The 15,753-nt window shown below is 50.2% G+C and carries 13 protein-coding genes, 1 tRNA gene, 1 pseudogene and 2 riboswitches; of the genes and pseudogenes, 1 reads left to right on the top strand and 14 read right to left on the bottom strand.

Going from position 1 to position 15,753, the window contains the following annotated elements; all coding sequences use genetic code 11:
• Positions 1-7 precede the first annotated feature (7 nt).
• From ACESLK_RS12430 to ACESLK_RS12420, 3 genes are all read right to left on the bottom strand, one after another.
• Positions 8-1,036, bottom strand: a complete 1,029-nt coding sequence (locus ACESLK_RS12430) for a sialidase family protein (protein ID WP_373229779.1) — start codon at positions 1,034-1,036, stop codon at positions 8-10.
• Entirely contained in the window at positions 1,024-2,046 is a 1,023-nt protein-coding gene (locus tag ACESLK_RS12425) for a carbohydrate-binding family 9-like protein (RefSeq protein ID WP_373229778.1), read from the bottom strand. Before ACESLK_RS12425 ends, ACESLK_RS12430 begins: the two co-directional genes overlap by 13 nt.
• A 186-nt stretch (positions 2,047-2,232) precedes the next feature.
• The gene (locus ACESLK_RS12420) at positions 2,233-3,075 is read right to left on the bottom strand and encodes a copper amine oxidase N-terminal domain-containing protein (protein ID WP_373229777.1); all 843 of its coding nucleotides are present in this window, start codon (positions 3,073-3,075) and stop codon (positions 2,233-2,235) included.
• Positions 3,076-3,336: 261 nt separating this feature from the next.
• Between ACESLK_RS12420 and ACESLK_RS12415 the strand changes: the two genes are divergently transcribed.
• Positions 3,337-4,986 carry an alpha-amylase family glycosyl hydrolase gene (locus ACESLK_RS12415; RefSeq protein WP_373229776.1) on the top strand — a complete coding sequence of 550 codons (1,650 nt, stop codon included), beginning with the start codon at positions 3,337-3,339 and terminating at the stop codon, positions 4,984-4,986.
• Positions 4,987-4,996: 10 nt separating this feature from the next.
• Here the strand turns inward: ACESLK_RS12415 and ACESLK_RS12410 are convergent, their stop codons facing one another.
• The 11 genes and pseudogenes from ACESLK_RS12410 to ACESLK_RS12360 form a co-directional block, all read right to left on the bottom strand.
• A complete protein-coding gene (locus ACESLK_RS12410) occupies positions 4,997-5,845 on the bottom strand; it encodes a lipoate--protein ligase family protein (RefSeq protein ID WP_373229775.1) in 849 nt (282 codons plus the stop codon).
• A gap of 30 nt (positions 5,846-5,875) precedes the next feature.
• The gene (gene lpdA / locus ACESLK_RS12405) at positions 5,876-7,294 is read right to left on the bottom strand and encodes a dihydrolipoyl dehydrogenase (RefSeq protein WP_373229847.1); all 1,419 of its coding nucleotides are present in this window, start codon (positions 7,292-7,294) and stop codon (positions 5,876-5,878) included.
• A 26-nt stretch (positions 7,295-7,320) separates the two neighbouring features.
• Positions 7,321-7,710: a glycine cleavage system protein GcvH gene (gene gcvH, locus ACESLK_RS12400; protein WP_373229774.1), complete on the bottom strand. Its 390-nt coding sequence runs from the start codon at positions 7,708-7,710 to the stop codon at positions 7,321-7,323.
• Between the two features lie 65 nt (positions 7,711-7,775).
• Complete coding sequence (gene gcvPB, locus ACESLK_RS12395; protein ID WP_373229773.1) at positions 7,776-9,233, bottom strand: aminomethyl-transferring glycine dehydrogenase subunit GcvPB; 1,458 nt, start codon at positions 9,231-9,233, stop codon at positions 7,776-7,778.
• On the bottom strand, positions 9,230-10,585 hold the full coding sequence (gene gcvPA, locus ACESLK_RS12390) for an aminomethyl-transferring glycine dehydrogenase subunit GcvPA (protein ID WP_373229772.1): 1,356 nt from the start codon (positions 10,583-10,585) through the stop codon (positions 9,230-9,232). Before gcvPA ends, gcvPB begins: the two co-directional genes overlap by 4 nt.
• Positions 10,582-11,709: a glycine cleavage system aminomethyltransferase GcvT gene (gene gcvT, locus ACESLK_RS12385; protein ID WP_373229771.1), complete on the bottom strand. Its 1,128-nt coding sequence runs from the start codon at positions 11,707-11,709 to the stop codon at positions 10,582-10,584. The genes gcvPA and gcvT overlap by 4 nt, the downstream gene beginning before the upstream one ends.
• 97 nt (positions 11,710-11,806) lie before the next feature.
• A riboswitch (glycine riboswitch) is annotated at positions 11,807-11,914 on the bottom strand.
• 3 nt (positions 11,915-11,917) lie between these two features.
• A riboswitch (glycine riboswitch) is annotated at positions 11,918-12,017 on the bottom strand.
• 689 nt (positions 12,018-12,706) lie between these two features.
• On the bottom strand, positions 12,707-13,021 hold the full coding sequence (locus ACESLK_RS12380; RefSeq protein WP_373229770.1) for a hypothetical protein: 315 nt from the start codon (positions 13,019-13,021) through the stop codon (positions 12,707-12,709).
• A gap of 25 nt (positions 13,022-13,046) precedes the next feature.
• Complete coding sequence (locus tag ACESLK_RS12375; RefSeq protein ID WP_373229769.1) at positions 13,047-13,376, bottom strand: helix-turn-helix domain-containing protein; 330 nt, start codon at positions 13,374-13,376, stop codon at positions 13,047-13,049.
• A 395-nt stretch (positions 13,377-13,771) separates the two neighbouring features.
• Positions 13,772-14,161: pseudogene (locus tag ACESLK_RS12370) on the bottom strand (RtcB family protein); the annotation flags it as partial.
• A 390-nt stretch (positions 14,162-14,551) separates the two neighbouring features.
• Positions 14,552-14,626: transfer RNA gene (locus ACESLK_RS12365), tRNA-His, on the bottom strand.
• A gap of 424 nt (positions 14,627-15,050) precedes the next feature.
• Positions 15,051-15,221 carry a hypothetical protein gene (locus tag ACESLK_RS12360; RefSeq protein ID WP_373229768.1) on the bottom strand — a complete coding sequence of 57 codons (171 nt, stop codon included), beginning with the start codon at positions 15,219-15,221 and terminating at the stop codon, positions 15,051-15,053.
• Positions 15,222-15,753 lie beyond the last annotated feature (532 nt).

Below are 15,753 nucleotides of genomic sequence, written 5' to 3'. Positions count from 1 at the left end.
CAACGCTTCACGGTAGCATAACCAGCTTCCTGAAGACGATCCGTTCCCTGTTCCACGTGTAGGTGACGTAAAGTTCATTGTCTCTGTAAACAATTGCCGGATAGGAATATTCGCCGGGACCGTCTTCGAGGACAACCTCATCCGTCCATGTGAATCCGTTGTCCGAAGAGAAGCGGATGACCAAAGGGGTGCGCGGAGAATCGGTCGTAAAACCGCTCACGGGGTTAAACACGAGTGCCAGCTTCCCCTTGTCCATGAGAACAACATCGATCCCGCTGTTGTTGTTCGGCAAGCCTGCGGGATACGCCGTACACCAGGTGAAACCGCCATCTTCGGAATCGCTCCGGAATATCATTCCTTCCGTGCTCCGGAGCAGCATGTGAACGATAAAGCCGCCGGGCGACCACAGCGTCGGTTGAATGAGCCCTTTGCTCGGCCCATAGTTTGTTCCAACCAGTTCCGATACATTCATCGGAACGATAGCACTGCGAGTCCATGTATTTCCAGAGTCCCCGGTGATATCCACATAGGCTTCCCAGATTTCCTTTCCCGGCGTTTCCGGATCGCGGTATTCCACCGAAGTTGGAGCTACCATTGAACCGTCGCTTAACCGGATCGGCTTGCTGCGAACGGGGCCCCGGCCTCCAATATCGCCGGGGACGAGCTCCTCCGGCTCCGACCAGGTCTGCCCGCCGTCTTCCGAGCGCATAATCCGTGTAAACCAGGCCGGGATTTCATGTCCCACTTTGTAGAATAGCCAAATCTTCAGGCCCTCCGCATACAGAACAGGATTCCAGTGCGCAATGCCTTCTTCATCCGCGATTTTATACGGCGCCGACCACGCGTCCCCGCTTCGGCGGGACATCCAAATCGCGACATCGCTCGCCTTTTCGTAAGACCCGCCGAACCATGCCGCCAGTACGTCCCCGTTAGGTAGAATAGCCAGCGTGGAGGCGTGGCAGCTCGGAAACGGCCGGTCGTCCGCGAATATAAATTGTTTCTCCATTGACAGAACATTATGGTTCACGGGCTCCATACTTTCCCGTCCTCCTGTATATATATCCGCGTTCTCCCGTCTGAACTCGGTACGGATGCGAGGAACGTTCGGGATGTTGTCTCAATCTCGGGCTTAGCAATACAATCCTTTACTTGCAAGGCCGCAATATCGTTGCTGTATCGTCCGTGTTCCGCATAATATTGACTCTGACGATAGTACAGCCTTCGGAGATCCCACTTCCGTTGTTCATCCTCAGGGATTTGAGGTATTCCTCCGGACGGATCATTGGTGAAAAAGACATAACCCCATAGCTCCGGATAATGCATGTTAACAATGCCCATCGGAGACCAGACCCAGTTATCCTCCGGATAAGGACGCCCTGTCTGGGGATCCTGTTTCTTCACGTACTTACCGTCCTTTACTTCCACTTGCCATTGTACCCGTGAGAAATTAACCCGCCAAAACTCACCGGGAAGAGGAGGCCGCGCTTCCAGAGCACATTCTTTCAGTGCGTTCCACGGCATCAGCACCTCAACGCTCCAAGAACGGTTGTCTGCTGAAGGTTCATTTAACCTCCCGTCAATATGAACCGCAGATCGGATACCATGGATATCCCAGCCGTTCACGCACGGTCCTCCTTCGCGATACGGCTTCACCAGCAATAAGTCCCAAATCGTATTCAAAGCGTTCATTTCGAATTCGTAGTAGTTATGGGTATCACCGTCGGGATCGATAAAAATCTCAAAATCGTTGTCCTGAAAAATAACGGATTCCCGTTCGGTGAGCGTCGCCCATATTTCGTCTTCCTCGAGCTCAGCGCCGAAGTACAAATAGTTGTTGTCCCAAAGCATCTTAACTCGTGTTCTCTTGGCAGGCGAGGGCTTGGCGTCGCCTTCAATATCCACAAAATTATCGCTCCATTCCGCGATATCCCAGAACGGTTTATCCAGCCGACCGTCAAGTGAAGTCAATGCTAGATTCGTTCTCCTGCAAAGATACCGTTTAGGGGCGTATTTAGAAATATTCGGTTCTCGCACAGCACTTGTCATCTCGTCACTCCCCTTTAAATAAATTGTAAAGGGAAATAAATCATTTCAGCAAGAAACAAGATTCGCGGGTAATCATTTTTCACATAACGCTATAACTTCCTATTAAAAAGCAGCCGTCGCAGAGGAAACTCTGCGACAACTGCTTTGGCACGAAAGAAATATAGTCGATCGGTATTTTCCGGATTATTACTCGTAAATGACTACGGATTTGGTTTCAGCTTCCCATTTAACAGAGGCCTTCAAAGCTTCACTGACGAATCGAACGGGAATAACAGTGCTGCCCCCTTCGATTGCTGCCGCAACCTCAAGGGTTAATTTCTTGCCGTCAACAAATGCAGTCTTACTATCAATAAAGAGTTTAACGGTTATACCGTCACGGATAACGGTAACAGAACGCTCCTCTGCGTTCCAGCTTACATCTGCTTTTAAAGCCACTGCAATAGCGCGGAATGGCACTAGAGTTTTACCGCTGCGAACGAATGGGGCTGTAGTAAAAGCAGGCTCTTCACCGTTTACATATAGCTTGATGCCCTTTTTCCCTATTTTAGCGTACAGCTTCCCTAGCTTTTTGTAAGCCTCAAGATTTTCGACATCAGCCAAAACAGCTTCCTTCTGTACAGAAACCGCGCCGTTCACGTCTCCGTTAATAACCATATAATCAGCAACCGCCGACAAAGCCGCATCCGCCTCTACGATAGCCTCAAGTTCAGCTTTCATTTCAGCAGTAAGCTTTGTATCGTATTTGGTTATCAAAAGCTCTGCGATAGCTGCTCCGGCAGGCTTGTCCTTCACATTAACGATCGCTTTAAGAAGTCCCTTGTATCCATTATGACCTTGGTCGCCATAGGTAGCGGAGGTAACAGACGCGTTTGCCTCGGCTTCCACCGTAATATCCACGTTTAATTGTCCCGACCCCTGCTTACTCGCACCTGCTGAACCATTACTGTTTCCCGATGCTGCAAATGCCGATCCGGTCATAAGACTTAACGCCATTACACACGATCCGATGATCATCCAACTTTTTCTCATTTTTTATACTCCTCCTTAAATTATCTGCTTACTCTCTATAAGTATTCGGTACTCTATCTGATTTTAAGAGGGTAGCAGCTCTGTCTTTGGAAAATAAATCTAATCGATGCTCAATCCGAATCTCATCTCCTAGGAATAGAAGATAACAGCAGAATAGCGTCATATTTGAATGGAATCTGTAATTGGTAGATTGTTTCATTTCAGCTACTATATGAGAAGAGAAAGAATAGAGCCGCATTACACAATAAAGGAGATCATACGATGCCACCTCACTTTCCGACAAAAGGAGCACAGGGTGTAAGATTTGTTTACTACCCGGATGTTCAAGTTGATCGTGTCTCGGTAGCAGGGACTTTTAATCATTGGAATGGCGATAGAAACTGCATGAGCAAAATGGAGGATGCAAAAGGTTGGGAAATTGAATTAGCCATACCTAAGGGAAGACATCTCTATAAATTCGTGTTTAACGGGGAAGCGTGGATTTTGGACCCCATGAATCCGAGCGTGTCGGAGGATGGGCAGAATAATTCGGCAATTACTGTTACTGAGGATGGAGAAGTTCTGATCAGAACAAATGAGATTTCCAAAGAACGGCCGGGATATATGTATGAGAACTTTACGGCTATCCATAGTCCGGAATGGATTAAAAAATCGGTGATTTATGAACTTCATATTAGGGCGTTTACCGAGTACGGTTTTAATGGACTAACAGAGAAGTTAGACTATTTCAAAGAAATAGGCATAAATACACTTTGGCTGATGCCGTTTAACGAAATTGGACTTAAAGGGAGGATTGGTAAATACGGAGACCCCTATGCGGTAAAAGATTTTTATTCGATTGATCCTTGTTTGGGAACAAAAGATGACCTATTACTATTTATTCGCAAAGCACATGAGAACGGGATTAAAGTCATTATGGATTGGGTTTTGAACCGCACAAGCGCGGATCACATTCTGACGGGAAGCCATCCGGAATATTTTACGCGAAATGAACGAAATGAAATCTATTATGATGTACCCAATCGAGAGTATTTCGCCGGTATACAATTTAATAACCGTCAAATGAGGAATTACGTCATTGAGGCTATGAAATATTGGATTATTGAGTTTGATTTCGACGGGTTTAGATTAGATGATTCGGACCTTACTCCCTATGACTTTCTATCCGAGATTAAGCATGCACTGCAACAAGTAAAAGCCGATCTCATCCTTATCTCCCAATCATACGATGAATATCATCATATTGAATCTTGTGACTTGACCTACGATGGCAATCCCCGGATACTGATTCGCGATATGAGTGACGGAACAATTACGCAAAATGATTTTATGGAGATTTATAACTCTTATAAGTACAGCTTTCCTAAAAATGCTCGAAGAATGAGTTGGCTAGAGGAGAAAGAACAGTCAAGAATATGTGATGATTTTGGCGAAAAGCTTGCAGGGCCTGCAGCTACTATCTTGTTGACTCTTGAAGGTACACCTTTCATTATGATGGGGCAAGAATTTAATGAGAGAACGATGGAAACTTGGACGTCTCTATTCGATGAATATAAATTGAACTGGAATCAATTTGATACCGAGATGTTTGAGCACTATAAATTCCTGATTCATCTTCGAACAAACAATCCGGCATTTTGGATGGGAGAACTAGAGTTCATTCGTAACTCGGAAGAGATGGTATTGTCTTATACGCGACAATATGAAGACAGCAAGTATTTGGTGTTAGTTAATTTATCAAAGGATTGTTTGTATGTCAGTTTTGAAAATAACATTTTGGCAAGCGAATTTTCTAGAGATAGCGAGAATGTAATCTATCGTACGGGAAAAGACGATCGTCGCTCTGAGAAAGATTCGTCTAAACTGCGGATTGATAGCTATGAATCAATTATTTATAAAATATTACAATAATGGATGAAGCTCATCTTCGAAGGTTCCACCCGTCAGAGGCATATTTCTCGATGGCAAGAAGCCGCGCCCGCTCCTCCTCCAAATCCGATAGCTTGCCCGGCACCAAATCGGCACCGAGACCTTCCGCGAATCCTGCGCGGAAGGCGGCCTCGAGCTCCGTCATGGTTACCGTTGGTTTATTCCTCTCGCGCATGCAAGCATTGACCGCAACCGCCTTGCTCTCGAAGACGCGTTTCATCCTGATCTTCGCGCGTTCGTCGGGAAAACGAAGCACATCGAATAGAAGGTTTGTATCGAGATCCAGTAAGATGGAACCATGCTGGAGAATAACGCCTTTGGCCCGCATTTGCGCGCTGCCGGCGATCTTTCGGCCTTCGACGACAAGTTCGTAGCGCGTAGGCGAGTCGAAGCAAGCCGAAGAACCCGTGCTGGACAATGCTGCGGTCTCCTCGGCTTCATCCATCACAGCGTCCATTCCCGTCATACGCGCGTCTAATCCAAGGCGGCGGAAACCCTCAAGCAATCCGATGCTAAGCACGCGGTATGCTTCCGTCACGCTGGCCGGGATGCCCGGATAAGATTCGGAAACGATGATGCTGTAAGTCAGCTCGCGGTCGTGAAGCACAGCACGCCCGCCGGTTGCCCGCCGGACAAATCCGATGCCGCGGGAACGAAGGGCGGCGAAATCAACTTCCTTGTCCGCTTGCTGGAAGTAGCCGATGGACAATGTTGCGGGGTTCCACCCGTAAAAACGGACGGTCGGCGGGGTAATTCCCTCTTGATGCGCTGAGAGCATCGCTTCGTCAATCGCCATATTTTCGGCTGGTGAACGGTTGCCGGTATGCACGAATCTCCACATGCGTATCCCCTCCTCTTGCTTGTCGATTTACTACATGTGGATAGCTGCTCTATCTACTGCCAGCATCGCTTCGCCGATAATTTCGGATAGCGTCGGATGGGGGTGGATCATCTTCCCTACCTGCAAGGTCGTCGCGCCTAACAATTGGGCCAGAGAGGCTTCTCCGATATAATCCGTGACATGGGGTCCGATCATATGAACCCCTAATATGGCATTGTCGCGGGCATCCGCCACCACTTTGACGAACCCGTCGGACGCTCCGTAGACAAGCGATTTTCCGATGCCCTTGAACGAGAATTTCCCTGTTTTGACTTCATGCCCCCGCTCCACCGCCTGCTGTTCGGTTACCCCGACGCTGGCGATCTCCGGACGGCCGTAAATGCATCGTGGTACAAGCGTAAGATCGATCGGCTCCGGATGCGTCCCGGCAATTGCTTCAACCGCGCATAGACCTTCGTGGCTGGCCGCATGAGCAAGCTGCAGGCCGCCGATCACGTCGCCGATTGCGTAAATATTCGGTTCAGCGGTTCTCATTGCACCATCTACAGCGATTACCCCCCGCTCAATATGGACCCCTGTCTGCTCAAGGCCAAAGCCAGCAACATTCGCCTCACGACCGACGGCTACAAGAAGTTTGTCTGCGGACAGCTCCTTCAGGCCAGCCGCTTGCTCCGCCTGAACGTATATGCCATGCGGTCCGGTTTTCAGCGATTCCGGAAGCAGCTTTGCGCCGGTCAGCACTTTAATCCCCCGCTTGGCGAACAGCCGCTGAAGTTCTTTGGACACATCTGCATCCTCAAGCGGAAGCAGGCGGCCTTCGAACTCTACGATCGTAACCTCCACGCCGAAATCGTTCAGCATGGACGCCCATTCGACGCCAATTGCTCCGCCGCCGAGGATGACGACCGAGGCGGGCAGAGCGTCCATTTCCAGCGCTTCCTCACTGGTAATGACATACTTCCCGTCGATCGCAAGACCGGGCAAAGAGCGTGGGCGGGATCCGGTGGCGATGATCAAGTTGTCGAAAGCGATATCACTCTCTTCTCCTGCCGCCGCAACGGCTATAACCCCCGGAGAACCTTCTTTTCCCGGAACCGAAACAATCCGTCCGTGACCATGCAGCACTTCGATACGATTCTTCTTCATAAGAAACTGAACGCCTTTATGCAGCTGCTCGATTATCGTATTCTTGCGTGCATGCACCAGCTCCAGACGCAGCCTGCTGCCTTCCGTTTCTATCCCGTATTCCGCGCTGTGCCGAATCGAATGATAGACTTCCGCGCTGCGCAGCATCGCCTTACTGGGGGTACAGCCCCTATGCAGGCATGTACCCCCCAATTTATCCCGCTCTATTACCGCAACAGTCCGTCCGAGCTGTGCCGCCCGTATCGCAGCAACGTATCCTCCGGGACCGCCGCCCAATACGACAATATCGAACTGCTTCAAGATTAGATCCCTCCTCGCCATTTAATCCTTTACTCGATAATGGCCTGGTACCCTTCCGCCGTCAGGAGCTTGCCGAAGGCTTCTTCCACGCTTCCCTCGACTTCCACTTCGACGATCCAACCGCCTTCATAGGGCTCTCCGTTCAGAAGCTCGGGCTGATCGATCAATATCTCGTTTACTTTGAGCACCTTGCCGGATACCGGGCTGTACAGCTCGGAGACGGTTTTGACCGATTCGATCGATCCCATGCTTTCTCCGGCATTGACACTCGCTCCCGGCTCCGGAAGTTCGACGAATACGATGTCGCCCAATTGGCTTTGCGCATAATCCGTAATACCTATTCTGACGATCTGCCCTTCAACTGTTACTGCCCATTCGTGCTCTGGACTGTACACCAAATGTTCTCTGACTTCGCTCATCTAAGCGCCTTCTCTCTTCATATAGATTGTCTGTCTTATCGCTTGGACATCCGATGCGCAGCGGCTCAGCCGCAAGTGCAATAGAGTACCGGCTTGCGCGCGGCCGTCGTTTCGTCAAGCCGCTTGACGACGGTCGAATAAGGCGCGTTCAGCACGATCTGCGGATCTGTCTCCGCTTCCTTGGCGATCTGGATCATCGTTTCGATGAACGCGTCGAGCGTGTCCTTGCTTTCGGTTTCCGTCGGCTCGATCATGATGCTTTCCTCGACATTAAGCGGGAAATAGATGGTCGGCGGATGATAACCGAAATCGAGCAGCCGCTTGGCCACGTCGAGCGTACGGACGCCAAATGTCTTAAGCCGTTTGCCGGATAACACGAATTCATGCTTGCAGATGCCGGGATAAGCGACTTCGTAATAGGGAGCGAGCCGGTGCATCATATAGTTAGCATTCAGTACGGCGCATTCGGACACACGACGGAGACCATCGGGACCGTACGTACGAATGTACGCATAAGCACGAACGAGAATGCCGAAATTTCCGTAGAAGGCTTTGACGCGACCGATCGACTGCGGACGGTCTGTGTCCCAATAATACGTTCCGTCTTCACGTCGGCTTACGATCGGTTTCGGCAGGAACGGGGTCAGCCTGCTCTTGACGCCAACGGGTCCTGCACCCGGACCGCCTCCGCCATGCGGCGTGCTCATCGTCTTATGCAGATTGAGGTGGACGACGTCAAAGCCCATGTCCCCAGGACGGGTAATTCCCATAATAGCATTCGAATTGGCCCCGTCATAATAGAGCAAGCCCCCTGCATTATGCACAATTTCAGCGATTTCTACGATTTGCTCCTCGAACAAGCCGAGCGTGCTTGGATTCGTCAGCATGAGCGCCGCGGTATCGCTGCCGACCGCGGCGCGCAGCGCATCGAGATCGACCATGCCGCGTGCGTCGGATTTAATGGTGACGGTCTCGAATCCGGCCACCGTAGCGCTGGCCGGGTTCGTTCCGTGGGAGGAGTCCGGCACGATTACCTTCGTGCGGTGATCGCCGCGGCTTTCGTGATATGCCCGAATGAGCATCAGTCCGGTCCACTCGCCGTGCGCTCCGGCCGCCGGCTGCAGCGTCACCTGATCCATGCCCGTTAACGCGGCCAAATCATTCTGGAGTGTATACAACAGCTCAAGTGCGCCTTGGATGCTCTCTTCCGGCTGGTAAGGATGAATCTTGGCAAAGCCGGCGAATCGTGCCACATCTTCATTTATCTTCGGATTGTATTTCATCGTGCAGGAGCCGAGCGGATAGAAACCGTTATCGACGCCGAAGTTGCGGCGGGACAATTCCGTATAGTGGCGAATAACATCAACCTCGTACACTTCCGGAAGCTCTGCCGGCTTACCGCGCAGCAGCCCGAAGGGAACAACGGTGGAAGCCTCAATGTCGGGAACATCGCATTCAGGCAAAGAGTACGCGATACGTCCCGGCCTGCTCATCTCGAAGATCAGTGCTTTTTCCGGTTTCATAGACAAGCCTCCATTTCGGAAATAAATCCTTCGATTTCTTCCTTCGTTCTGCGTTCCGTCACGGCGACGAGCAGATGTCCCGCAAGCTCCGGATATGCGGCACCCAAATCATAACCCCCGATATATCCCGCCTTGAGCAGCTTGGCGTTTAATAAGCCCGCTTCCGCCCCCGCCGGCAGCTTCACGACAAACTCGTTAAAGAACGGAGCGGTGAACGGCAGCGAGAAAGACCTGCTCCCTTCCACCTGCCCGGAGGCGTAATGGGATTTCCTCAGGTTCAGTAAAGCCGCTTCCTGCATGCCCGCTTTGCCTAAGGTGGACATATATACAGAAGCGCATAGAGCTAGCAGCGCCTGGTTCGAGCAAATATTGGATGTCGCCTTCTCCCGGCGGATATGCTGCTCGCGCGCCTGCAGCGTCAGCACAAACCCCCGCTTACCTTCCGAGTCAACCGTCTGCCCGACGATCCGGCCAGGAATTCGCCGCATCAAAGGCTCCGACACCGCGAAGAAGCCGCAGGTCGGACCGCCGAGCGATGCAGGAATGCCAAGCGGCTGCGCATCTCCTACGACAACGTCCGCACCCAGCTCACCAGGCGATTCGAGTATTCCGAGCGATAACGGGTTGACGCTCATGACGAGCAGACCTTTGCGCGCATGAATAACCGGTTCTATGGACCGGATATCCTCCAAGCAGCCGAAGAAGTTCGGCGTCTGAACGAGCACTGCTGCCGTATCGTCGGTTATCGCCGCATCCAGCTCAGCCAGGTCGGTTGTGCCGTTCACATAGCCGACCTCAACGACCTCGAGTCCCAACCCGCGCGCCGAGGTAAGTAGAATTTCCCGGGCTTCCGGGTGAACGGTGCGGGAGACGACGATTCGCTTGCGCTTCGTTGCCCCGCTGGCAAGCGCGGCGGCTTCCGCCAACGCGGTGGCGCCGTCGTACATGCTGGCGTTGGCAACCTTCATGCCGGTCAGCTCGCAAACGTACGACTGGAATTCGAAGATGGCTTGCAGCTCTCCTTGGCTGATCTCCGGCTGATACGGCGTATAAGCCGTGTAAAATTCAGATCGGGAAATGACGTGATTAATGACGACGGGGATATGATGATCATAAATGCCTGCGCCCAAAAAGCTGGTGAATCGGTCGAAATCGGCGTTCTTGTCCGCGAGTTGGTGCATATGCTTCAGCAATGCGGGTTCGCTCAGCGCCCCGGACATCGGCAGGATGCCGTCATAGCGAACAGATTGGGGAATATCCATAAAGAGCTCTTCAATGGAATTTGCTCCAATCGCCTTCAGCATTTCGGTTTCGTCCTGTTCCGTCATCGGTAAGTAGCGGTGCTTTGTCATGGTTTTGCTCCTTCACCCGTTGTCTGCGTTCTTTTGTAAAAAGGGGCTTTGATGACGGCGGCCTTCAGCCGTTTGCCGCGAATTTCCACCCATACTTCCGTGTCCAATTCAGTATAAGCAATATCCAGCAACGCCAATCCCAGATTGCGCTTCAACGTCGGCGACTGCGTTCCTGTCGTCACTTCGCCGATCTGGCGGTCGCCTGCAAACACCGGATAATGGGATCTCGGAATGCCGCGGTCCAGCATTTCGATTCCGACCAACTTGCGAGTCAAGCCTTCTTGTTTCTGCCTCTCCAGTGCTTCCCGGCCGATGAAACCGCCCTCCTTAGCCAGCTTCACGAACATGCCGAGTCCCGCTTCCAGCGGCGAGATGTCTTTGGACAGCTCCTGACCATACAAGGGAAGCTTAGCCTCGAAGCGGAGAGTATCCCGCGCGCCCAACCCTGCAGGAATAAGGCCGTCTATCTCGCCTGCCCGCAGTAACTCCCGCCATACATGCGGAGCGTCCCCGGAGTCGAGATATATTTCGAAGCCGTCCTCTCCCGTATAACCTGTGCGCGAGACAAGTGCCTTGCGTCCGCACACTTCCGCTTGATGGAGGAAATAAAACGGAGCAAGCTTACCGATCGGCTCCGCCGTGACGCGGGCTAGAATCTGCGCGGCTGCCGGCCCTTGGAGCGCCAGCAGCGCAGTCTGTTCGGAACGGTTCTCCAATACGACGTCTCCGAGCAGGTGCTCGCTCAGCCAAGCGAAATCCTTTTCAATATTCGAGGCGTTGACCACGAGCAGGTACTGGTCTTGGTTCAGCTTGTAAATCAGCAGATCGTCGACAACGCCACCATTCGGATAACACAGGAGTGTATACTGCGCCTGTCCCGTCGATAGACGGGACACATCGTTCGTCGTCATCCGCTGCAGGAAGGCTTCCGCGTTTTGTCCGGTCACTATGAACTCACCCATGTGAGACACATCGAACAGTCCCGCCTGCCCGCGAACCGCATCATGCTCCCGCTGAATGCCATAGAACTGGACCGGCAGCTCCCAACCGCCGAAATCGATGCATCGGACGGCGGGACAACCCGCATAAAGGGGAAACAGAGGAGTCCGTCGTAATTCGCTCATTCCATCACCTCATATACAGTCTATTCGGAACAACAAAAAGGACAGCCGAAAGGATCTGCACGCGTTTCGCCGTAGGCGCTTGCATGCGTTCCTTTCGCTCTGTCCTTTTTACCTGAGAGTTACCTCGCCTTCGCTCCATGGTGTCCATGTAAACGATACGCAAGTTTCCCCTTGGGTGATCCCGCTGCCGGGATTCTCTCCAGAGTTGCGTCCGATAGCGGTCCTTTTTACCTGAGAGATTCACCCGCAAGGGGGCTTACTCCTTCGGCGTTACCTTCGAAACCGGTAATCTCTCCCGCTACCATCATCCGCGTATTCGGTTATCGTTCTGTCTTTCCATTAACTCCATTATAAAGGTCCAACCCCATGTTGTGTCAATGAATATATCATTACATGTATTTTCATGTCATATAAAGTAACATAAACAGCTTGATTGCTGCGTATCCAGACGACCATCTCGCCCTGCGTTCTGCCGTTATCCGCAAAAACAATGAATATTTATTATCTAACAATTGCGTAATTCAAATTTGTGGTTTACACTTGTAAATAAAGAAAGGGAACGGCGCGCCAACGCCATTCCCCCTGTACAACGCTTGAGTGGGGAGCCTACCAAGCAAAAAACGTGTCTAGATGAAAGTAACCTATTCCCTGGCGCAACCTAAGGATGGGTTATTTTCGTTTTAAGTAAGTTAAAAGGGCGAGAAGAAAAGATCCCAGCATTATAACCTCAATTAACGAAAACGACATACACACCACCTCCGTACTGGAGGCATGTATTTTCCCACCCAAGGCGGCTGTACAAGGAAGATTATAGCATTAATTTGAGAGTCGCGGAGTAACTTTACTCGGCTCTCTTTTATTTGAAAAGGGCTGATGCTGAAGTGACTATATCGTTAGTATCTTGAGGCCGGATTCGTCGTAGTTAGATGGGGCATGGTGGGAGCGAGGGGCCGACTTTTGTCCCCGATCTTCCACCTATTTTCAGCATGTGCCCATGTTATACAATGATTTCGCTTTCAGACCATCGAGCCAAAGCAAACGTCAGATCTTCAGTCAACAAATCCATCATCTTCGCCAGTTCACCTACGAATGGAATCAATTCCCACTTACCTCGATGATTAGCGATACTAAGAATAAATTCATTCCCTGAAGAATGTGTCAGAATTCCCCTTATTGCCTCCTCATTTCTTTCCATAGAGTAAATGACTAAGCTATTGCTCTGAGTACGAACATAAAGATGTGTCATTGCCAATACTCGCAACTTGATTCGGATGAAGGTTTCCGCTAATTCCAGAGCCAGAGTTAGAGCCAAGGATTGCAGCCTCCTCTATTTGTCATTACTCTTTGTATTCAAGAATCGGTTTAATCACCCTTGCTATCAGCTTGATCTTCTCCGGTGAGCAGCCTTCTAGCATATCTATAATTTCATTCCGCATATAATCGTCGGTAGTGGTATTCGTTCCACGCAAAATATAATCGGTAGTTGTCTCAAGAACCGCGCATATTTTATCCAAATTATCAAGATTAACCGGTGTCCGGCCTCTCTCTATCTTACTTATGTAAGCGTTGGAAACATCCATGGATTCCGCAAGAATCTCCTGTGTGATCCCCTTGTCTTCCCTAGCTTTCTTAATCCGGTTTCCAATAATAGAATAGTCGAAGCTCAATGTTCATCACCCAATCAGACTATAACAATCCTCCCTTCGCTCTTACATACACACGAATTCAACTTTAACCTATAGGTTCAATTTTTGAATAATTGCCTAGACTTCCAGCTCATTTGAGTGTTGAAGAAGAGCTTGTTCTATTTGAATCGTTCATAAAATCTATAAACATCTGAAACCAACCCCGTGAGGTAAGCAGAGGCATATCCCTTCTTAGCTCTGAAATACATTCTAGATATTCACGAATAATGTCGATCCTTTGCCAGCCTGCTATCGTTAAATCACGTTCACAACCGAGAAAATAGAATCTATCTATTCATCTCCGCTAGTTCATAGTGAGCCAGCATCCATATCTTCCGCACCTATCTAATCTTTATAAGGGTCGAACTCATCGGCCCCTGCCATGCAGCGGACGAATATACGCTCCAATCCGGATCGTCGAATAACGAATGATCCACCTTCTCACTGTTCACGCGCCCGACCCCGAACGAAATTTTCCGTGCGATTTCATTCATGATGCTCCCTAGTTGGGATTTCATATCTGCGGCGTATAGATTCGTTCTGACCGCCTTGTTGCCGCAAGCGATGTCGTAACCTACTCCTGAAGGTGAGATTTGACCGTCGTATACGACAACTCCCCCGATCGGTTGGCTGTAGCCTTTGTGATGATCGGCCATTAACAGGGTTTGAACCACGTTGCCATAGGCCGCGCAAGTATGGGCTTGGGCTAACACGCCTTCATCCGGGTTCCCCCAGACGCGGACCCCCGCGATGGTTTGGTAAGCCATGTGTGTCAACTCCTCTTTATAAATTTCATAGTAGCTATGCGACCGCGAAATTGCGATAAGGCGCGCCTATCGCCTCGACCCTTCCGATATGTTTCACCATGACCACAGTCCAACCTTCAACCCGCGTTAAGTGCTCGACTGTAGTCATGATTCTTTGCGTCTCTCTTCTTGTTTGGAATACTCCGTGTTACAGGTCGTACGCCATGCCAACTTCCTCTGCCCATCACGGGATCTAACTTACCTTGTCTTACGAGTTGTTCTCTTTGTTTACGTGCTTTACTCTTTGCCATCTTAACGCCTCCATAAAATTGTGGTCGGAACGGCAGGGATCGAACCTGCGATCGATGATTCAAAGTCATCTGCCTTGCCGCTTGGCAATCGGGCAATATTTGGGGAGACCAACCAGACTCGAACTGGTACTAACGGAGTCACAATCCGCTGCGTTCGCCTTTTCGCCATGGTCTCCATGAAAAAAGCTACCTGTTCACCGGTACCGCTTCTGCCGACAGGCAGCGAACGGATCATCCGGATCTTAGGTAGCTCGATACACGAATATAGGGTAACATCACCCAGTCAACGAAGGTAAGCTTCGCCGATGATGTGACGGTCCGCTTCCTTGTTTCGTAAATCGACTACCTAAGGGGTTATGAGGCAATAGGAAACCAAAGAAATCAGCAATAAAAACTCGATTAATCTTATGTTCGACTGGTTGATAATTGTGCTGTTTGCTGTTTCTCATGGTTATCACCTTGCCTTTCCTTGAATTTGAAAAAAAAGACCACTTCCGCCCAATCGACCTTTCTCCACGGCATTTCAGCCATAGAAAAAGACCACTTGGCATCAAGTCGTCTTTACGAGGAACGCTTATGTAGAACTATCGGCATGTACATCAGGGTGTGGAGTGCACCCGACTAACCGATCGGCTAACGTTGCTGTAAAGATCTTGATTATGAAATTGGATGTCGGTGAAATGAGGCTCCTGCTGCATATCGCTGATGGATTGATGCTCGTTATATGCTGGCTTAAGTTTTCCCTCAAACGTTTGGAAGAACTGGTTCATTTCCCTTCACCTCTTTACTTCGGATTTGTTTATGGGGCTTATCATAGCATCGCTGTTTTTACGGTGTCAACCATTATTTATTTTTGGGAATATATATATCTAGGGTGATATCCCCTTCTTTCAGACCCTCCCTTCTCGCCCTTTTATGACGAAATCCCCTTCGCTCAGGTGAAGAATAAATCGAACAAGTCGGTCCTGAGTCGAAGGGATATCGTCATAAAGACTCGGATTATAAGTGATCACAGCTCTTGCGAAGCGTCTGGCAGCCCCGAAACTATAGAACTCTACAGAACTTATTAATTCTATTAAAAAAGGCTGCTATATCAGCAGCCTTCGCTCTTATTAAACATTAATGACCCTAATGAATACTCCCACCACTTACCTCCGCTGACACTCCGGTTGAAGTGGGGGTCTCTGGTGTGTCATTCGTACCTGCTACCGAATGCTTAACACCAGTGGAGTTGACACGTTGACGGACTGGTTACCGTCCAACCCCGCTATCCCATAAGCTATTGCTGTTGGGACTACTTTT

It is taken from the genome of Cohnella sp. (assembly GCF_041640265.1).
In the GTDB taxonomy this organism is placed as follows: Bacteria; Bacillota; Bacilli; order Paenibacillales; family Paenibacillaceae; genus Cohnella.
The sequence above is the reverse complement of the archived record's forward strand: the minus strand, read 5'-3'. Positions and strand labels throughout refer to the sequence as shown.